At 60.2% G+C, this 18,993-nt stretch carries 17 protein-coding genes; 7 read left to right on the top strand and 10 right to left on the bottom strand.

From position 1 onward, the window contains the following. Positions 1–14 precede the first annotated feature (14 nt). Both V8J82_RS19295 and V8J82_RS19300 read right to left on the bottom strand, forming a co-directional pair. Positions 15–1,043 (bottom strand): SUMF1/EgtB/PvdO family nonheme iron enzyme, encoded by a 1,029-nt coding sequence (locus V8J82_RS19295; protein WP_339977723.1) that lies wholly within the window; start codon positions 1,041–1,043, stop codon positions 15–17. Continuing rightward, a complete protein-coding gene (locus V8J82_RS19300; protein ID WP_339977725.1) occupies positions 1,043–2,650 on the bottom strand; it encodes a hypothetical protein in 1,608 nt (535 codons plus the stop codon). Before V8J82_RS19300 ends, V8J82_RS19295 begins: the two co-directional genes overlap by 1 nt. A 430-nt stretch (positions 2,651–3,080) precedes the next feature. Here V8J82_RS19300 and V8J82_RS19305 point away from each other — a divergent pair, with 430 nt between their 5' ends. Beyond that, the gene (locus V8J82_RS19305; RefSeq protein ID WP_339977727.1) at positions 3,081–3,596 is read left to right on the top strand and encodes a tetratricopeptide repeat protein; all 516 of its coding nucleotides are present in this window, start codon (positions 3,081–3,083) and stop codon (positions 3,594–3,596) included. A gap of 32 nt (positions 3,597–3,628) precedes the next feature. Here the strand turns inward: V8J82_RS19305 and V8J82_RS19310 are convergent, their stop codons facing one another. Genes V8J82_RS19310 through V8J82_RS19340 form a run of 7 tightly spaced genes read right to left on the bottom strand, consistent with a single transcriptional unit; the run spans position 3,629 to position 8,667 of the window. Continuing rightward, the gene (locus tag V8J82_RS19310) at positions 3,629–4,030 is read right to left on the bottom strand and encodes a DUF8776 family protein (RefSeq protein ID WP_339977729.1); all 402 of its coding nucleotides are present in this window, start codon (positions 4,028–4,030) and stop codon (positions 3,629–3,631) included. A 17-nt stretch (positions 4,031–4,047) separates the two neighbouring features. Further along, entirely contained in the window at positions 4,048–4,434 is a 387-nt protein-coding gene (locus tag V8J82_RS19315; RefSeq protein ID WP_339977731.1) for a response regulator, read from the bottom strand. An 8-nt stretch (positions 4,435–4,442) separates the two neighbouring features. Continuing rightward, the gene (locus V8J82_RS19320) at positions 4,443–5,303 is read right to left on the bottom strand and encodes a CheR family methyltransferase (protein WP_339977733.1); all 861 of its coding nucleotides are present in this window, start codon (positions 5,301–5,303) and stop codon (positions 4,443–4,445) included. 8 nt (positions 5,304–5,311) lie between these two features. After that, the gene (locus V8J82_RS19325) at positions 5,312–5,779 is read right to left on the bottom strand and encodes a chemotaxis protein CheW (protein ID WP_339977735.1); all 468 of its coding nucleotides are present in this window, start codon (positions 5,777–5,779) and stop codon (positions 5,312–5,314) included. Further along, positions 5,766–7,991, bottom strand: coding sequence for a chemotaxis protein CheA (locus tag V8J82_RS19330; protein ID WP_339977737.1), 2,226 nt, complete (start codon positions 7,989–7,991; stop codon positions 5,766–5,768). Before V8J82_RS19330 ends, V8J82_RS19325 begins: the two co-directional genes overlap by 14 nt. Next, positions 7,988–8,368, bottom strand: coding sequence for a response regulator (locus V8J82_RS19335; RefSeq protein ID WP_339977739.1), 381 nt, complete (start codon positions 8,366–8,368; stop codon positions 7,988–7,990). The genes V8J82_RS19330 and V8J82_RS19335 overlap by 4 nt, the downstream gene beginning before the upstream one ends. Continuing rightward, positions 8,365–8,667 (bottom strand): STAS domain-containing protein, encoded by a 303-nt coding sequence (locus V8J82_RS19340; RefSeq protein ID WP_339977741.1) that lies wholly within the window; start codon positions 8,665–8,667, stop codon positions 8,365–8,367. The genes V8J82_RS19335 and V8J82_RS19340 overlap by 4 nt, the downstream gene beginning before the upstream one ends. A 315-nt stretch (positions 8,668–8,982) precedes the next feature. Here V8J82_RS19340 and V8J82_RS19345 point away from each other — a divergent pair, with 315 nt between their 5' ends. The 6 genes from V8J82_RS19345 (at position 8,983) to V8J82_RS19370 (ending at position 17,463) form a co-directional block, all read left to right on the top strand. After that, a complete protein-coding gene (locus tag V8J82_RS19345) occupies positions 8,983–9,927 on the top strand; it encodes a CheB methylesterase domain-containing protein (RefSeq protein WP_339977743.1) in 945 nt (314 codons plus the stop codon). Further along, positions 9,924–10,454: a chemotaxis protein CheD gene (locus V8J82_RS19350; protein ID WP_339977745.1), complete on the top strand. Its 531-nt coding sequence runs from the start codon at positions 9,924–9,926 to the stop codon at positions 10,452–10,454. The genes V8J82_RS19345 and V8J82_RS19350 overlap by 4 nt, the downstream gene beginning before the upstream one ends. 188 nt (positions 10,455–10,642) lie before the next feature. Continuing rightward, positions 10,643–12,427 (top strand): sulfoacetaldehyde acetyltransferase, encoded by a 1,785-nt coding sequence (gene xsc, locus V8J82_RS19355; protein WP_339977747.1) that lies wholly within the window; start codon positions 10,643–10,645, stop codon positions 12,425–12,427. Continuing rightward, the gene (gene pta, locus V8J82_RS19360) at positions 12,424–13,434 is read left to right on the top strand and encodes a phosphate acetyltransferase (protein ID WP_439650088.1); all 1,011 of its coding nucleotides are present in this window, start codon (positions 12,424–12,426) and stop codon (positions 13,432–13,434) included. The genes xsc and pta overlap by 4 nt, the downstream gene beginning before the upstream one ends. 188 nt (positions 13,435–13,622) lie before the next feature. Then, positions 13,623–14,957 (top strand): omega-aminotransferase AptA, encoded by a 1,335-nt coding sequence (aptA, locus tag V8J82_RS19365; RefSeq protein ID WP_339977749.1) that lies wholly within the window; start codon positions 13,623–13,625, stop codon positions 14,955–14,957. 64 nt (positions 14,958–15,021) lie between these two features. After that, positions 15,022–17,463, top strand: a complete 2,442-nt coding sequence (locus tag V8J82_RS19370; protein WP_339977751.1) for a GcvT family protein — start codon at positions 15,022–15,024, stop codon at positions 17,461–17,463. Here V8J82_RS19370 and pdxR read toward each other — a convergent pair. After that, a complete protein-coding gene (pdxR, locus tag V8J82_RS19375) occupies positions 17,460–18,938 on the bottom strand; it encodes a MocR-like pyridoxine biosynthesis transcription factor PdxR (RefSeq protein ID WP_339977753.1) in 1,479 nt (492 codons plus the stop codon). The two genes, V8J82_RS19370 and pdxR, sit on opposite strands and share 4 nt — an antisense overlap. Positions 18,939–18,993: the final 55 nt, after the last annotated feature.

The following is an 18,993-nucleotide window of genomic DNA, read 5'->3' on the forward strand; positions in this document are numbered from 1 at the left end:
GTGAGAAGGCCGGATCAGCGAACGTCGCGGAAGCAGCGGAACCCGAGATGATAGTTGCGGTGGCTGCCTTCGCTCAGCACGCGCGTGCCGTGCCAGAACGGCGCCCGCCACCGGGCCCAATGCTCATGGGCCCGGATCGTGTCCCAGATGAACCACGACCCCTTCATCTCCGTCACACCCAAAGTGGTGGACCCGCGCGAGGCCATCTGATCCTCGGACAGCGGCAGGTTCATATGCTCGGCCGCGTTGCCGTCGATATCATAGACTCCCAGGGGTGAGCGGCATTGCGGGAAGCTACCGGCGGGATAGGTGTTCGACCCACACCCCGTGAAGCTGCCGCCATTGCAGGAGGCATTCTTGAACGAACCCGTTGCGCAGACACCCGATTGCCAGGCGCCAATCGAATAGGTCCCACGGGTGCTGGCGTAGTTATTGTTGTGCCAGTTCCGCATCGTGTTCACGGCGGCAGAGCCGCTCATCCCGCGGATCATGTCGAACGGGTAATCCGGAGGCAGCAACTGGCCCGCCGCGGCGCCTTCCCATTCATGGGCATCGCCGATCCGCCCGCCTTCCGCGGCACAAAGCGCAGCCGCCTCATTGGCGCGCACCCAAACCACGGGATAGACCATAGGGATATTAGGATATTCAAACATATCCGCGCAGACCGTGGCATCGCGTGGCGATTGGGTCTGCGGATCGTAGAGCGGCACCATGTAAGGCCCGCCGCAAATCCGTTCATATTCGCGGTTGCGATAGCTGGCCTGGACCTGCGCGACCGAGCCACCGACGCGGGCGGCGGCCTCTTCCGGCGTCAGCGGATGCTGCGTGACCAACGGGTTGCCCTGCCCCATCCAACCATTGGGCGAATTGGCGAAGATCTCGCGGACGCGGTTGATCTCGGAATTCGACAGGCCGCGGATCTCGCGCAGTTGCTGGAACAGCAACTCATTGCGTTCCGCCAGGCTTTGCGCGCTGACCGCGCCGCCCGTTACGGCCAGCACAGCCGCCGCCAGCGCTGCCTTAAATGTCTGCCCCAATGCCATTATTGCCTCCGCAGTAGATAAAAGAAATCACGATTGTCCGGCGCGCTGATGAAACGCGGCAAGGGGCCCGCATTGCCCCGCGGATCGGCTTCGGCCATGCCAGAGACCAGGTGCTGCACATCCATGTCTTCCCCGTCTTCATCATGCACATACAGCGCCATGTAGGTGTGTTCCTGGCTGTTCATGTCCAGAAGCATCGCATAATCGCAATCATAGGCCTGGAAGGTCCGCGCCATAGCGGACGGCGTGGCCGTCGAGAAATAGGCGTAGATCAGGAATTGGCGGCCCTCGACCTCGCGGATACAGGCGCCACCGCGCAGCGTGCGCAAATCCGCATTGGCCGAGCCCGACCAATTGCCACCGCCCCAGGACGTCACGCGCGGGCCAGGCACACCGTTTTCGACAATCGAGACGCCATTTTGGCGCGCAAAGACCAAGTCAGGCAACAAATCGACATCTTCTTCCGACCAGGTGCGCATCGACACCTCGCCGTCATGGGTCATGTAAAGCGTCGCCAGGTTCGGCCAGAGGCGCGAGATGATGGTGCCGTTCTGCATGAAGCCGTAGTGATGGCCGTAGTTGAACGTCGCATAATCCCCGAAACGCCACGCACCGTGGTCGCGTTTGAAGCCACCGGTAAAGGTCGCCGCGAGGCGTTCGACAAAGGTTGGGTTAAGCATGCCCGTGCGCACCAGCGGATCAGGCCGACTAAACCCATCGGGCCCGCTGCCTTGACCATGCCGGTTAGACGGACGCGATGACCATCCCAAAGCCGGGTGATCCGTGCCAAGCTCATATCCGATGTCGAACCGCGCCATATCGAAGGCAACGAGGTACACATCGGCCCGGCTTTCGACACCATCAAGCCGGTTCGCCCCGGGCACTTGGAAAACGTCCGAGGAGATCATGCCAGGCTGCATGACGCTGGCGTAGATCCCGGGCGCTTCATCGACCTCGTACCAGGCGCCCGCGGTCATGGCGCCCGCATCGGTGCCCAGCAATTCGAAGCCCATATAGGGCCGCATATTCGGCGCGCGATCCAGGCGGGCATTGCCCAGCAACTGGACGCCATCGATCTCCTCAAGTTCTTCTTCACCCTCCGAGGAGACCATGAAGGCATCCTCGAAAAAGGCGCCTTTGATCAGGTTCACGATGGAATCGCCGAATACGACGTTTTCGCGCAGGAACTCGGCCACAGCTTCCCGCGTCGTGCGGTTGCCGCTGACCGGATTGCGCACAAACAGGCTCCAATCACAGACCGGTGCAAAGGGCAAAGACGCGCTTTGCACGTCGTCCAACTCGCCATCATCCCAAGGGGCACAGGCAAAGCTGTCCCCCTCCCCCTCGATCAGAAGCGCCGGACCATCTTCGTCGATCAGAGAGATGTCCCACGTATCTGGATCGGCATTCTCGAAATGAACGGTACGTGCGCGACCGTTCGCCTGTGCGATCTCCAGCACAAACCAGGAATTCACATACGGGTTCATCGAAGTCAGAGTGAAACTGGTGCCATCGGCACCGGTCAGGCTTTGCGCGTTGCGAAACGGCTGCATGGCAAAGATGGAACCGGGTACGTTTGAGCCCAGTTGCGCCAGTTGGTCGGCCACAACCTCAGGGTCAGGTGGCGCGATCCCTTGAGCGTGGGCTGGTGTATGGCTGACAAGCGAAAAAACGCACGTTGCCAAAAAGCTAAGGTGCATGACAGATGGTTTAAAATAAAACAACGAATATGGTCTCCGGTAATCGATCGGACAGCGCCAGTGGGTGTCGTGAAGTGGCGGCACAAAGTGGGGCAGCGGTACTGTTGCAACAAATGCGAGCATGACGCAACGAAAGCATCATGAATCTGCGCCCATATTTGGCACGACATCCCGAACGTGATCGAAACTGTCACTACTTGATCGCAAGATGCTAAGAGACATGTATAAATTAACCAAGTCTTAACCGCGTTTTTGGTTACATTTCCATAATGCGCGGAGGCAATTGCGGTACGCATCCGGGCGATGTGAATCAGTGTGAGAAATGAGGGAAGTGGCAATGGCTAGCAAATCAGTCGGCATGTTTGATGACAATCGCTCCGGCATGCGGAAAGGGCCACCCGGCTCCGCCCCGTCCGCGCTGACGCCCTCCCCGCAGGATGCACCAACTGATATGCCGGTTGGGTCGCCGCTCGATCAGTTTCAGCTCAATCTCGCCCGCGCCTTGGAACGGTCCGAGTTTGCTCTGGCGCGCTCCATTGTCTCTGAAGCGGAGGAAAACGCGCAGGGGCCAACCCCGCTGACTTCCATCCGGCCTGTGGATCTGACGATTGCGAAGGCGCGTATCGCGATCGCCCGGAATGATGAGGGTGCCGCACGCGCCATATTGGTGACCGCGATTGAAAGACACCCAAAAGATCAAGCACTACGGACGCTGCTTGCCGAGGTGATGCTCGCCTCCGGTCAAGCGACAAATGTTCGTCCCGTCCTTCGACATATCGGCAACGACCCCGCCAGTGCGGAGGCGACACATACCGATCCAATCCCGCCGCGCACTCAAGGCACATCGACCTGAGGATAGGGTCAATTACCTGACCCGTTACATGTCTAAAACTCGATAAAATCTCCAGGCACCGCCTTGGGGAGGGATATGTTGGGCGTAGGGCGCATCGCTTCGGGTCCCAAAAGGCAATTGTCCAAAATGTTTTTCGGCCCGACCCCGGCACTTACAGTCGCGCGGGAGACCACGGCGTCGGGTTGCGCCTCCAAACAAGCAGAGAGGTTTTTTGTCAGAACCCCAACTGCGCGCACCCCTTGTCGGACATAGTCCATATTTTGCAAAGCGGCGCTGAAATCGGCGTCAGCGTCTATGGCCTTTTCATCTATTGCTCCGAGGGTTTGATCCAGCCGCTCCGTCAACGCGGCAAGGTGCAGGGTTTCCTCGGCGATATGCTTCAAAAACTCCGAGACCGAAATCTCGTCATCCACACTTGCGATGTGGTTCGACATCTTTGGACTGCCCTCCATCACAGCGGACCTACGACGCGTTCGATACAGGATTTCAGCGCTGTGGGAGAAAACGGCTTCTTGAGAAAATTATTCATTCCCAACTGCTTGCCGCGCTCAATGACCGAGGCGTCGGTGGTCCCGGTGATGAGGATAAATCCCATACGCTGCGTGGGGCCATGTCCCCTGAGCGTCTCAAGAAGCTTCAACCCATCCATGCCGGGCATGTTATAGTCCGAAATCACCATATGTACGGGCGCCGTCGAGAGTTTTCGCAACGCGGTTTGACCATCTGCACAATGGTCAATAGAGCCTATCCCCATCCATTCGAGCGCTTGGATAATCAAGCCACGGCTCGTCGACATGTCGTCGACGACCAAAACACGCAACATGTCTTTCGTGCTCATTTTCGTCCTCACTTAGGATGATGTTGATATTGCGTCACGCCGTTAGACCGCAGCACCTTGATTGCTGGTCCGGTGACACGCTCGGAATGGCCAATCATCAATTGTCCGCCAGGCTGTAGAGCGGCTGCAAATCTGGGCCATAGCCTGCGCTGCGTTTCTGGCGAGAAATAAATCACCACGTTGCGGCAGAAGATAACGTCGAATTTTCCCTGCATTGGCCATTGCTTGGTGAGATTCAACTCGCCAAATTGCACCATTTCGCGGAGGCGATCCGACACTTCATATTCATGCGCCGATCCGGCTTTGGGCAGTAAGTCTTTTCCGAGGGACGGTTGGCGGGCGATGTCGTCAGCGTCCAGCCGGTAGCATCCCAACCGCCCCTTTGCGATCATGTTGCGATCGATATCCGTGGCCAATATCCGAATATCGAGACGACCCGCATCGGAACCGGCTGCGAAAACCGACATTGCGATCGAATAAGCCTCCTCGCCCGAAGAGCATCCCGCTGACCAGATGCGCACGCGCCCACCCTTCCTCGCCCGATCAAGAAGTCCAGGCAGGATGTCGTTTTTCAACGCCTCAAAATGATGCATTTCCCGGAAGAACCGCGTCACGTTGGTCGTGAGAAGAAGGATCATCTCTTCCAGTTCGGTCGCGCCGTCAGGGCCGGTCAGCAAGGCGCAATACGCGTCGAAATCCGGCAAGTTGAGTGCGCGAAGCCGACGGCTCAGTCGTGAGACCGCCAAGCCTTTCTTCGCTTCGGACAAGACGATGCCCGTTGCCGCCTGCAGATGATCCGCAAGCGCCGTAAATGCCTCTTGCCCGATCTCCAGGCCCGACTGCGTTTCGTCGTGGTCGTCGGCCGCCATCGCGTGCATCAGGCTGCCTCAACGCCGGATGCCGGGACCACGCGCGACAGGTCCAGTTTGCGGATCATACGTTCGTCCACGAGCAAAACGCCTGAAATAAACGCTTTTACGCGATCAGAGACCATATCCGGCACCGGATGCATGGCATCATTTTGAACCGATAAGATATCGGATACGACATCGGCAAGCAGACCGATCGTCTGCCCCTCTACGACAGCGATGATAATCACATGACGCTCGGAAGGGTCCGTCGCGCCAAAACCCAGACGATCAGCGAGGTCAACCACGGGCACAACATTTCCACGCAGATTGATCACGCCTTTTACATAGCTTTGCGCATGGGGAAGCGTCGTGGTCTGGGTCCAACCGCGGATCTCGCGCACCGACATGATGTCAAAGCAGAAATCCTGTCCTGCAACGCGGAACGCCACAACCTCTTGGTCGGACGGGTCGGGTTTTGCATCAGGCTGTGACAAAGTCGCCTCCGCTGTTTTGGTGAGAGAGAGTTTCATCAACAGAGCCAGGCGCAGGTGCGATGCCACCGGCCACACCTTCGGGGTCGACGATAAGAGCGATGCGTCCGTCGCCAAGGATGGTCGCCGCCGCGACGCCATCGATGCTTGTGTAATTTGTCTCAAGGCTCTTGATGACGACCTGCCGTTGATCCTGCAGAGCATCGACGATGAGCGCACATCGCCGCTCGGTCTCCGTCTCAATTATCAGCAGAACGTGGTCGTCCAATTCGGCTGGAGGGTCTCTGAACCCGAAGATCGCGCCGAGATCTGCGATGGGGACCAATGTGTCGCGGATCGATAGAACGTGGCCACCCGACCCGATCGTATGGATTTTTGCCGTCGCTGGTTGCAACGTTTCGTGGATCGCGGTGATCGGCACGACCATTGTTTGGCCGGCGACGTCCACGACCATCCCCTCTAGGACCGCCAAGGTCAGCGGCAGACTGATCGAGAACACCGACCCTTTCCCGGGCTCAGATTGTATTGTCAGGCGCCCGCCAAGTGCCACGATTTCGCTTTTCGCGACATCCAAACCGACACCGCGCCCTGACAATTCGGACACCTCTTCCTTCGACGAAAAACCAGGGCGGAATAGCAGCCCGTCAACTTCCGATGGGGTCAGCACAGCGTCCGGTGAAATCAGGCCCTTGCTCTCTGCGATCTGGCGCACGCGGTCGCGGTCAATCCCACCGCCATCATCGGAGATTTCGATGACAACACGGCCAGATCGGTGCGCGGCCGAGAGCGTCACCGTACCTTCGGCGGGCTTGCCGGCGGCAAGGCGCGTCTCACGATCTTCCAGACCGTGATCGACCGCATTGCGCACCATATGCGTCAGCGGATCAACCAGCCGCTCGAGCACGGTTTTATCAACCTCGGCGGTTTCGCCCTTCATCACCAGTTTCACCCGCTTGCCAGTCATCGAGCTGGCATCGCGGATGGTGCGCGCCATCCGTTGAAACAGCGGTTTGATCGGCTGGGCGCGGATCGACATCACCCCCTCCTGGATTTCTCCAGCGAGTTGTTTGAGGCTTTCGAGTTCCAACAAGACATCGCTGCCGGTCGCCAGATCCAGAGACGCGACCGATTGCGACAGCATCGCCTCCTTGATCACCAGTTCACCCACCAGATTGATAAGCTTGTCGACCCGTTCAAAGTCCACGCGGATCGTTTGCGGCATAGGCGTCTTGGGCGTGGATTTCTCCGTCTGAGCATGCGCATCCGCTTGGCTACGCGTTGGTTCGGCCGGTGATGTAGGATCGTGATCGTGCACATCGGTTTCATCGGAGAGCGCCAAAACGTCTTCGGCCGGGGCACCCTCTTCCGAGGCAGCTGTAACCTCTTCCGGTGCCATCTCCGGCACGCCTGGGCCAAAGCCCAAAGAAGAGATCAGGTCCGCTTGGCGATCTGCATAAAGCGGTTTGAATTCAATCTGTGCACAGTCAGAAACGAAATCAAACACGTCCCGCAACACATCCTCGGCTGCGTCAGTGTCGATCCGAATATCCCACGACATAAACGCAGTCGTCGGATCTAATGCGGAGAGTGGAGGTACGTCGTCAGAGTTTGCCACAACCTCTGCCTGTCCAAAACGCTCCAACGCACGGAAGAGTAGCGCGGGCTCATTTCCGCTGGTGAAAAGCTCCGGTTCGGCCACAAACGAAATCTGATGGCCGGTAGCGGTCGGCTTTGACGGATCGGCGATATCGAACATCGCGTCCAAATCGAGCGACATCGGCTCGAAATTCTCCGCTGCGTCGGAAACACCTTCGTCGCCGGCACCATTTGCACCGATCACCTCATCCAAACGCGCGGTCAAGGACGCGGAGTCGCTGGCATCGATGGTGGCCTCATCTCGCGCAGCCGATACCAAATCAGACAGGTGATCGCCGCATTGCTGAAACAGCGACAAAAGATCGGGATCCGGTTGCGCTTTGCCAGCACGCACCATGTCCAGTGCAGTTTCAAAATGATGCGCAAATCCAACCAGATCATCCAAGCCGAATGCGCCTGCACCGCCTTTGACGGAATGGACTGCGCGAAAGATCACATGGATCGTTTCATCATCGCCATCGCCGTTTTGCATGAGGCCAAAGCCGTCATGCATCGCTTCCAGCAGATCCTCGCATTCCTCAAAAAAGGAGGCGCGGAATTCATCGGTGCCGCCACTCATGCGGTTTGCCCCGTCGGTGCCACACGTTCGATCGCCCAAACCAATTTTTCATCGTCGAAGGGCTTCACAATCCAACCTGTGGCCCCTGCAGCGCGTGCGCGCGCGCGCAGTTCAGGCGCACTTTCGGTGGTCAGCACGAGGATCGGCACAACCCGATTCCGGGTCAGCGCCCGTGCGCCCTCGATAAACCCGAAACCATCGAGATTTGGCATGTTGATATCGGTGATCACGACGTCCGGGTCAGTTTGGGCAAATCGCTCAAGCCCCTCTGCGCCGTCTTCGGCCAGCGCCACTTCATATCCAGCGCGCCCCAAGGCGGCACTCAACAGGTTGCGCATCGTCCGAGAATCATCAATGGCGAGGATAGACAAGCTCATCGATCAGGCTCCCCTTCGGACATATCGTCATGGGCCGCGCCAATCTGGTGCGGAGCCACGCCAAGTCCATTACAGGCCTTGTCCAACGCTGCGCTCACGGGCGTAAGCGCATATTCAATGCCGTCTTCAGCCCATTGGGCCTTGGCCGAAATCAGCACCTGCAGACCCAACGCGCCTGCGAAATCAACCTGGCTTCCATCCACCGCGATGGATTTGCCGCGCAGGCTCAACAAATCGAATGCAAGTGGCGGGGCAGCGGCGCTATCGAGATGCTGGGGTAAAGCATAGGTGTGTGTCATCGCATCGCTCACTTCACTATTTCAGCGGTCCACGTCTCATGATCACCCGCGCCCTGCCCCACATCGGGACGCGGATTTGGATCCGGTCGGTGAAAGCGGCACCCAACCGGTCGGATAGCCTCTGGATTAAGGCCCAAACTTGAATCGCAAGTTAACGTCACGCGCAAAATCTGGCCGCGCCGTTGAGCCGAATTCATGCCGCCGCCGCACGATTTGTTAACCTGTCAGCGATAGAGCAGACCCGGCAGACCTGTGATCACGCGACCCAACCGTGGCAGCGATCACAAGGCGCGAAGATCGAAGGCGGTTGGCCCTGTGACCATTCATAAGCGACATGAGCTGAAAACCATCGTCATCACGTCGTTTGGGGCGAATGGATCCGCAATGGTCGCCTCTTTGCGAGACGATCATCGATTTTCGGTCATGTCGCATTTTCAAAGCCTTGGAGAGGCCTACAGCCCGACCGAAGAGACCCCTCCGGATATCGCGATTTGTACGCAATCCATCACAGCCGCGGCTGAATTCCCGATGTATCAGGCGCTGATCGAACTTCTTGGCGTGCGATTGGTTACTGTGCCCGACCAGATCGATGCGGCGGGTATTGCGCGATTGCTGGGCATGAAGGCGGCGGAACCGCGCAAGCCCGCACCGCCCGAAACCCGCACAACGGGGCTCGACCCTCAGAAGATCATCGCCATCGGATCCTCAACCGGCGGCATTGAAGCGCTGAAACAAGTATTGTCACGGTTTCCAAGCAATTGCCCGGCCACCGTCATCGTTCAACATATCCGACCGGAATTCCTGGATGGTGTCGTCTCCCGTCTCGACGGAATTTGCCCTGCAAAGGTGATCGCGGCCGACCACAGAATGGATTTGGAGCCGGGCCTGGTGCAATTCGCCCCCGGTCTGCCGCAGCATCTGGAGGTCGATCCAAAATTGCGGCGCACCCGGTTGCGCGCCGGTCCCCCGGTATCGGGGCATCAACCATCGGTGGATGTCCTGTTTCAAAGCCTGATCCCAATTGCATCCGATGTGATCGGCGTTTTGCTGACAGGGATGGGGCGCGATGGGGCCACCGGATTGGGGGCGCTCCGCCGTGCAGGCGCTTGGACCATCGCGCAAGATGCCGAAACGTCGACAATCTACGGCATGCCGCGTGTCGCCGATCAAGAAGGTGCCGTCTGTGATGTCGTGCCGTTGAACCATATTGCAGCGGCGGCCATGCGCGCCGCGAAACGCCAGAGGGAGACGCTGCGATGATCTTGGTGACAGACCCCAGGACTTTGCATGTGATGCAGGGCCAATTGAAGCTTTCGGAAACGCCCGACGATGTCCTTGTTGCTCTTCTCGGCTCTTGCGTCGCCGCCTGCATGCGCGACCCGATCCTGAAAATAGGCGGTATGAACCACTTTTTGCTGCCCGGCGATGACCCATCCGCCAATAGCAACAGCGCGCGCTATGGGGCCCGCAGCATGGAAGAACTGGTGAACGCTTTGCTGCGCAAGGGCGCATCCCGGCGCAATCTCGAGGTTTGGCTATATGGCGGCGCAGACGTGCTGCGCAATTCGACCAAAATCGGCTCAGCAAACGCAAAATTCGCAACCGAATTCGTGAAGACCGAAGGCTTTCGGCTGCGCGGCGGCGATTTGGGTGGGAAATGTGGCCGCAGAATGCGATTTCACCCGCATTCAGGGGCTGTCGAACACAGCTATATCGAAACCGCGCCGGACATCCGTCCGATCTCGACACCGCCAGATGCATCGAGTGGCCAAGTAGAGCTGTTCTAGCGCCGCGATCCGAGATCAGGCGGCCGCCCTTCTCAACACAAAAGCCACCGCTACATATTTTTGCTATACAATAATATGTCGGCTGGATATATCCGTCGAACAATTTGGCCCTACCAAAAATGAGACCTCTAGGCTCATTAATGCGCAAGTGCGGGGACGTAGGGTCGCCTGCCTCTGGGAGATTCGCCATGAAGATGACAACCGAAGAAGCCTTCGTCAAAACGCTGCAACGCCACGGCATTGAACATGCCTTCGGCATTATTGGCTCGGCCATGATGCCGATCTCGGACCTGTTCCCGAAAGCGGGCATTCAGTTCTGGGACTGCGCCCATGAAGGTTCGGCCGGCTTCATGTCCGACGGCTATACCCGCGCCACCGGCAAGATGTCGATGATGATCGCGCAAAACGGCCCCGGCATCACAAATTTTGTGACCGCCGTCAAAACCGCCTACTGGAACCACACGCCGCTACTGCTGGTGACGCCGCAAGCCGCTAACAAGACCATTGGCCAGGGGGGCTTCCAGGAAGTGGAGCAGATGGCCCTGTTCGAAGACATGGTCGCCTATCAGGAAGAAGTGCGCGACCCCTCCCGCGTGGCCGAGGTGCTGACCCGCGTGATCAGCCAGGCCAAGCGTCTGTCCGGCCCCGCGCAGCTGAACATCCCGCGCGATTTCTGGACCCAGGTGATCGATATCGACATCCCGGAGCCCATCGAATTCGAACGCTCGTCCGGCGGCGAGAACTCCGTCGCCAAAGCGGCTGAGATCCTGTCGAACGCGAAAAACCCCGTCATCCTGAACGGCGCGGGCGTTGTGCTGTCGGAAGGCGGCATCGAAGCGTCGAAGGTCCTGGCCGAGCGTTTGGACGCGCCGGTTTGCGTGGGCTACCAGCACAATGACGCGTTCCCGGGCAACCACCCGCTCTTTGCCGGTCCGCTTGGCTATAACGGCTCCAAAGCCGGGATGGAGCTGATCAAAGAGGCCGACGTTGTCCTCTGCCTTGGCACACGATTGAACCCGTTCTCCACCCTGCCCGGTTATGGCATGACCTATTGGCCCGAGGATGCCACGATCATCCAGGTCGATATCAACCCCGACCGGATCGGCCTGACCAAGAAGGTCACCGTTGGGATCGTTGGCGATGCCGCAAAAGTTGCCAACGGCATCCTGAACCAGTTGAGCGACACCGCCGGTGATGCAAACCGCACCGAGCGCAAAGCCAATATCGCCCAGAAGAAATCGGCCTGGGCGCAAGAGCTGACCTCGCTGACGCATGAGCAGGACGATCCGGGCACCACCTGGAACGAGCGCGCCCGCGCCGCGAAACCCGATTGGATGAGCCCGCGCATGGCGTGGCGCGCGATCCAGCAGGCCCTGCCGCGCGAAGCGATCATCTCGTCGGATATCGGCAACAATTGCGCCATCGGCAACGCCTATCCCGATTTCGACCAGGGCCGGAAATACCTGGCCCCTGGCCTCTTCGGCCCCTGCGGCTATGGCCTGCCTGCGATCGTGGGCGCCAAGATCGGCCAGCCAAACGTGCCGGTTGTCGGCTTTGCCGGTGACGGCGCCTTCGGGATCGCGGTGAACGAGCTGACGGCGATTGGCCGTGGCGAATGGCCGCCGATCACGCAGATCGTCTTCCGCAACTATCAGTGGGGCGCTGAAAAGCGGAATTCCACTCTGTGGTTTGACGACAACTTCGTGGGCACCGAGCTGGACGAAGAAGTCTCCTATGCCGGCATCGCCAAGGCCTGCGGCCTGGAAGGGGTGGTGGCCCGCACCCAGGACGAGTTGACCGCCGCGCTGAACAAGGCGATCGAAGACCAGATGAAGCATGGCAAGACCACGCTGATCGAGGCGATGATCAACCAGGAACTGGGCGATCCCTTCCGCCGCGACGCGATGAAGAAGCCGGTCGAGGTGGCTGGCATCTCGGCGGACGACATGGTTCCTCAGGTCGCAGCGGAATGAGCAACATGGCGGCGGGTGCGCCCAAACACGGGCCGCTGGCCGCCATCGCCGCCCGAGCGGCGGCGGACCGGAAGCAAATTGTGCTGAGCGAAGGGTTTGATCTGCGTGTCCAAGAGGCCGCGCGGATCGCCGCAAATCAGGGGCTGGCCAAGATCACCGTGATCGGCACGCCCGATATCGCCGAGGCCGTTGGGCCCGGGGTCACGGTGATCGATCCGGAAACCTCGGATCTTCACGACGCGTTTGCCAAAAGCTTTCACGCGCTGCGCGCCCATAAGGGTGTGACCGAAGATCAGGCCGCCGCTGCCGTCCGCGATCCGCTGGTCTTTGCGGCGATGATGGTGCGCGAAGGCCTAGCAGATGGCACCGTCGGCGGCGCCGTTTTTACCACGTCAGACACCGTGCGCGCGGCCTTGCAAGTCATCGGCAAAGCCAAAGGCGCCCCGCTGGTATCCAGCTTTTTCCTGATGTCGCTGCCAGATACCCATCCGGCCGGGCAAAAGGGCCTGATCTTTTCGGATTGCGGGTTGGTGATCGACCCGAACGCGGCAGAGCTTGCGGGCATCGCACAACAAGCCGCCGCGTCAGCCCAGGCCCTGTTGGACGAAACGCCCCGTGTCGCGATGCTGTCCTTTTCCACAAAAGGCAGCGCGAAACATCCCGCCGTCGACAAGGTGACCGAGGCGACAGCGCTTGCCCGCGCGGCGGCGCCGGATCTGATCATCGACGGTGATCTACAATTCGATGCGGCGTTTGTGCCATCGGTCGCCGCGCGCAAGGCCGAGGGCTCGCCCCTGGAAGGTCAGGCGAACGTCTTCATCTTCCCCAATCTCGACGCGGGCAATATCGGCTACAAGATTGCGCAACGCCTTGGTGGGGCGACGGCGATTGGCCCGGTTCTTCAAGGCCTTGCCAAACCGGCAAACGATCTATCGCGGGGCTGCACCGCCGAAGATATCATCGATATCATCGCAGTGACGGCTGTGCAGGCCCAAACCACCGCCTGATCCATTCATTTTTCGCCACTTTTTTGAGCCCAAGCGCCATGCGTTTGGGCCTTCTATACTTGGCACAAACCACAATCCGCGGTGGCCTTAATCAAGGTTAAGTCTGGCCCTACTCCGACTCTCGCGCTGGCGCGATTTTCACACATCGTTTACCGCGCGCTTCGGCGCGCCCTTTGGGGAGGTCCACCATGGCCTATGACGCCGCCAGCAATTCGCTTGAAGCCCATTGGATGCCATTTTCAGACAATCGTGGGTTCAAGGAAGACCCGCGGCTGGTGGTGAAGGCCGAGGGGGTTCATCTCTATGATCACCGCGGGGGCCAGTTGATCGACGGCTCGTCGGGCCTGTTTTGCTCACCCGCCGGGCATTGCCACCCGAAGATCGCCGAGGCGGTCGCCAAGCAAATGACCGAATACACATATGTGATGCCGTTCCAGGCCGGTCACCCGGGCTCTTTCGCGTTGGCCGAGAAGATCAGCCGCATGTTGCCCGAGAAGATGAACCACGTCTTCTTCACCAATTCAGGGTCCGAGTCTGTCGACACGGCCATGAAGATCGTGATGGCCTATTGGAATGCGCGCGGCGAAAGCCGCCCTCGGTTTGTCAGCCGCGAACGCGCCTATCACGGCGTGAATATCGGCGGTGTGTCCCTGTCGGGCATGGTCAAGAACCGCGACATCTTCCACGCGACGGTTCCAGGCGTCATGATGCTGCGCCACACCTATGATCCGTCGGAAACCTTTATCCCCGGCGGGCGGTCCGCGCATAACGGCGTCGAACTGGCCAATGACCTGGAGCGGATGGCCCAAACCTATGGCGGCAGCAACATCGCTGCGGTCTTTGTCGAGCCCGTGGCAGGGTCCACCGGCGCACTTCCCCCCCCGCAGGGCTACTTGGAGCGGCTGCGCGAGATCTGCGACCAATATGGCATCCTGCTGGTCTTCGACGAAGTCATCACCGGCTTCGGTCGCCTCGGCACCGCCTTCGCCGCGCAGAAGTACGGCGTGGAGCCCGACATCATCACAATGGCCAAGGCACTGACCAATGGCTCGATCCCCATGGGCGCGGTGGCCTGTCGCGATGACATTTACGAAACCGTTGTCGGCAGCTCCAAGCGCGGCCTGACCGAGTTCTTCCACGGCTATACCTATTCCGGCCACCCGGCGGCCTGCGCGGCCGGCAACGCGATGATGGATATCATCGTCGAAGAAGATCTGATCGCCCGCGCCGATGCGATGATCCCCTACTTCGAATCCGCCTTGATGGACGGCCTCAAAGATCACGAATTGGTCAAGGACATCCGCGTGGCTGGCCTGATGGCCGGTGTCGAGGTTCACGCCGAAGGCGGGCCGGGCATGCGCGGGACCGAGTTGCAGAAGCGGATGTTCTGGCAAGGTCTGTCGGTGAAGTTTACAGGTGACAACGCAATCATCGCGCCGCAATTCATTGCCGAACGTCACCACGTGGACGAGATTGTGGATCGCTTCCGCACGACGCTCGACCGTATGCGCGACAACGGCTGATCTATCCGGGCCGGTGTCGCACAGGCCCCGCCCTTTTCCACCTAAACCGACCGGGTGCCCTTCCATGTCCAAAGTTCCCTCTCACGCACGCGTTGTCATTGTCGGCGGCGGCGTTGCGGGATGCTCCGTTGCCTATCACCTGACCAAGATGGGATGGACAGATGTTGTCCTTCTGGAACGCAAGCGCCTGACCAGCGGCACGACATGGCACGCGGCGGGTCTGATCGCGCAGTTGCGTGCGACCAAGAACATGACGCGCCTGTCGAAATACAGCCAAGAGCTTTACGGCACGCTTGAGGCCGAAACCGGCGTGTCCACGGGCTTCCGCCGCTGCGGCTCGATCACCATGGCGCTGACGGAACACCGCGCCGAAGAAATCCGGCGCCAGGCCTCCATGGCGCGCAGCTTTGGCGTTGATGTGGAGGAAATCGACGCCGCCGAGGTGCTGCGTCACTACCCCCATGTGAACACCGATGGCATGACGGCCGCCGTCTGGCTGCCGCTCGACGGTCAGGGCGATCCGGCGAATATCGCGCTGTCGATGGCCAAGGGCGCCCGGATGGGCGGCGCCACCGTTCTGGAGGGCGTGAAAGTCACCGGGATCGAGCAGGCAGACGGAAAGTTGACAGCTGTAAACTTTCAGGAAGAGGACGGCAGCGAAGGCCGGATCGCGACCGATATCGTCGTCAATTGCGCTGGCATGTGGGCGCGCGATTTCGGCCAGATGGCGGGCGTGAACGTGCCGCTTCAGGCCTGCGAACACTTCTACATCGTGACCGAAAACATCGACGGGCTAAAGCAATTGCCCGTGCTGCGCGTGCCGGATGAATGCGCCTATTACAAGGAAGATGCGGGCAAGATGCTGCTGGGCGCCTTTGAGCCCAAAGCCAAACCGTGGGGTCCGATCCCGGAAGATTTCGAATTCGATCAGCTGCCCGAGGATTTCGACCATTTCGAGCCGATCCTTGAGGCCGCCTGTGAACGCCTGCCGATGCTGGCCGAGGCCGGCATTCACACCTTCTTCAACGGCCCCGAAAGCTTTACGCCCGACGATGCCTATCACCTTGGCCCCGCGCCCGAACTCGAAGGCTATTGGGTCTGCGCCGGGTTCAACTCGATCGGGATCCAATCCGCCGGTGGCGCCGGTTGGGCGCTGGCGGAATGGATGGAAAATGGCATCCCGCCCTTCGATATCGGCGATGTGGACATCCGCCGGATGCAGCCGTTCCAGAAGAACCGCCGCTACCTGAAAGAACGCGCCTCGGAAACGCTTGGCCTGCTTTACGCCGACCATTACCCGAACCGTCAGAAGGCGACAGCGCGTGGTGTCCGCCGCTCGCCCCTGCACGAGCATCTGAAGGCGAACGGTGCGGTTTTTGGCGAGTTGGCCGGGTGGGAACGCGCCAATTGGTTCGCCAATGAAGGCCAAGAGCGTGAGTACAAATACGACTGGAAGGGGCAGAATTGGTTCGCCAACCAAGCCCAGGAACATGACGCCGTGCGCAACGCGGTCGGCATGTATGACATGTCCTCCTTCGGCAAAATCCGCATCGACGGGCCGGACGCTGAGGCGTTCCTGAACCGGATGGCGGGCGGTAACATGTCGGTGCCGGTGGGCAAGATCGTCTACACGCAGTTTCTAAACGCACGCGCCGGGATCGAGGCCGATGTGACGATCACGCGCCTGGCACAAGACAGCTATTTCATCGTGACGCCCGCCGCGACGCTGATCCGCGACATGGCGTGGTTGAAGATGAACCGCCGCGATGAGGTTGTCGTGATCTCTGATGCCACCGCGTCCGAGGCGGTGATCTGCGTGATGGGGCCGAATTCAAGGGCGCTGATGCAATCGGTCAGCCCACATGATTGGTCGAACGAGGCGTTCCCGTTCGGTGTGGCGCAGATCGTCGAGATCGGTCTTGGCATCGCGCGCGCCCATCGCGTGACCTATGTAGGCGAGTTGGGGTGGGAGCTTTATGTCTCCGCCGATCAAGCCGCCCATGTTTTCGAGACGCTGCATGAGGCGGGCGCCGATCACGGGTTGCGCCTATGCGGCTTGCACATGATGGACAGTGCCCGGATCGAAAAGGCGTTCCGCCATTTCGGCCACGACATCACCGGCGAGGATCATGTGCTGGAGGCGGGCCTTGGCTTTGCGGTCAGCAAGCAGAAAAACGATTTCATCGGCGCCGATGCCGTCGCCCGCAAACGCGATGAGGGCCTGCAAATGCGGATGGTGCAGTTCAAGCTGACCGATCCCGAGGCGATGCTGTTCCATGCCGAACCCATCGTGCGCAACGGTGAGGTGGTCAGCTACATCACCTCGGGCAATTACGGTCACACGCTTGGCGGGGCCATTGGTTTGGGGTATGTGCCCTGCCCCGGCGAAAAGCCCGACGAAGTTCTGGCCTCCAGCTACGAGATCGAGGTCGCCGGAACCCGTGTGGCGGCTGAGGCCAGCCTGCGCCCGATGTATGATCCGAAATCGGAACGCGCGCGCGCCTAACGCAACTGCGCGCGCACCGCATCGGCGATCAAGGCAACGCCGTCGGCGATCAGCGCGGTTTCGATCGTTGCAAAGCCCAGGCGGAGCCGGTTCTTGGGCGCGTCAAACCGCGTGTAGAAGGCCGATCCCGGCTCGACCAGCACGCTTTGTTCGCGCAGATCCGCGGTCAAGGCATCGCCGTCCAGCGCCTCAGGCCCGCGCAGCCAAAGGGTCGTCCCACCCGTTGCGCGCGCGAGCGCCGGGGTGAGGTTGTGCTTGGCCAGGGCCTCGCGCAGCACCGCGTTCCGCCGCGCCATGCGCATCCGCATCCTGCGTGAATGGCTGTTGTAATGCCCCTCGGACAGAAAGTAGGCCACGGTGCGTTGGGTCAGGCCCGGCGGATGACGCTCTGACAAGGTGCGGATCGCGCGGGCATGGTCCACAAAGGTTGCATCGGCGGTCAGATAGCCCAGCCGCAGGCCCGGAAAAATCGATTTGGAGAAGCTGCCGATATAGATGACGCGCCCGCGTTGATCCATGGATTTCAAGGCGGGCAGAGACGGCGCGGAATAGCTGGTCTCGTAATCGTAATCGTCTTCGATGATCAGAAAATCGTCTGCCTCCGCCCGCTCCAGCAGCGCGCGGCGGCGCTCCATCGGCATAGTGGCGCCGGTGGGCGCCTGGTGGGACGGCGTGACAAAAACCGCGTCGATCCCTTGCGGGATCTTGTCGACGCAGAGCCCGTTGCGATCCACCGGGACGGCTTGGATGCCAAGCCCCGCATGATCGAGCAGGTTGCGCAGCTCGGGATAGCCCGGCTCTTCCATCGCGACGACACCGCCATTCCGCCCGAACAGAACCTGCACCGCCAATGACAGCGCATTCTGTGCGCCCGCGGTGACCAGAACCTCCTCCACCGAAGCGGCGACACCGCGCCCCGAAACGGATCTCCTCACGATCTGCTCGACCAGGAACGGATCATCCCGGTCGCTTGCATCATCTGCGATTTGCTCAAAATGGCGCTTGCCCAAAGCGCGCCTGACGCAATCTCGCCAATCGTCCACGGGGAACCGCTTCACATCCGGCTCGCCGAAAATGAACGGGTAGCGATAGCGCCGCCAATCGGCGGGCTTGGCTTGCCCACCCAGGGAGGGCGGCGGATCGCCCAGCCGCTTAACCCAGTCCAGCCGGTCCCCCTTGGATGCCGGGATCGGGCGCACTGCGTCATGACGATTTGGCGCATCGGCGGCGACAAAATAGCCCGAACGGGCGACCGCCTCGATATAGCCAGAGGCCAACAGGCTGTCATAGGCAAGGCTTACCGTAATGCGGCTGATGCCCAAATGCTTGGCCAGGGCGCGCGTTGCGGGCAGCCGGTCGCCCGGCGAAAACCGTCCATCCCAGATCGCCCGCGTGATCGCATCTTTCAAACGTGTTTGCAGGCCGACATTGCTATCCTCGGATAGAAAAATGTGGTGTTCCGAGATGCTGGCCATGGCCCCTCATGCGGTCGTGTTCGGCGCAAGATGGCGCCAATTCGAAAATTGAACA

The organism is Gymnodinialimonas mytili (assembly GCF_037544085.1).
GTDB lineage: Bacteria > Pseudomonadota > Alphaproteobacteria > Rhodobacterales > Rhodobacteraceae > Gymnodinialimonas > Gymnodinialimonas mytili.

Coding starts and splice junctions, on each gene's coding strand:
- V8J82_RS19295 (WP_339977723.1), bottom strand. CDS start 1,043: ATGGCATTGGGGCAGACATTTAAGGCAGCGCTGGCGGCGGCTGTGCTG.
- V8J82_RS19305 (WP_339977727.1), top strand. CDS start 3,081: ATGGCTAGCAAATCAGTCGGCATGTTTGATGACAATCGCTCCGGCATG.
- V8J82_RS19310 (WP_339977729.1), bottom strand. CDS start 4,030: ATGTCGAACCACATCGCAAGTGTGGATGACGAGATTTCGGTCTCGGAG.
- V8J82_RS19315 (WP_339977731.1), bottom strand. CDS start 4,434: ATGAGCACGAAAGACATGTTGCGTGTTTTGGTCGTCGACGACATGTCG.
- V8J82_RS19320 (WP_339977733.1), bottom strand. CDS start 5,303: ATGGCGGCCGACGACCACGACGAAACGCAGTCGGGCCTGGAGATCGGG.
- V8J82_RS19330 (WP_339977737.1), bottom strand. CDS start 7,991: ATGAGTGGCGGCACCGATGAATTCCGCGCCTCCTTTTTTGAGGAATGC.
- V8J82_RS19335 (WP_339977739.1), bottom strand. CDS start 8,368: ATGAGCTTGTCTATCCTCGCCATTGATGATTCTCGGACGATGCGCAAC.
- V8J82_RS19340 (WP_339977741.1), bottom strand. CDS start 8,667: ATGACACACACCTATGCTTTACCCCAGCATCTCGATAGCGCCGCTGCC.
- V8J82_RS19350 (WP_339977745.1), top strand. CDS start 9,924: ATGATCTTGGTGACAGACCCCAGGACTTTGCATGTGATGCAGGGCCAA.
- xsc (WP_339977747.1), top strand. CDS start 10,643: ATGAAGATGACAACCGAAGAAGCCTTCGTCAAAACGCTGCAACGCCAC.
- pta (WP_439650088.1), top strand. CDS start 12,424: ATGAGCAACATGGCGGCGGGTGCGCCCAAACACGGGCCGCTGGCCGCC.
- aptA (WP_339977749.1), top strand. CDS start 13,623: ATGGCCTATGACGCCGCCAGCAATTCGCTTGAAGCCCATTGGATGCCA.
- V8J82_RS19370 (WP_339977751.1), top strand. CDS start 15,022: ATGTCCAAAGTTCCCTCTCACGCACGCGTTGTCATTGTCGGCGGCGGC.
- pdxR (WP_339977753.1), bottom strand. CDS start 18,938: ATGGCCAGCATCTCGGAACACCACATTTTTCTATCCGAGGATAGCAAT.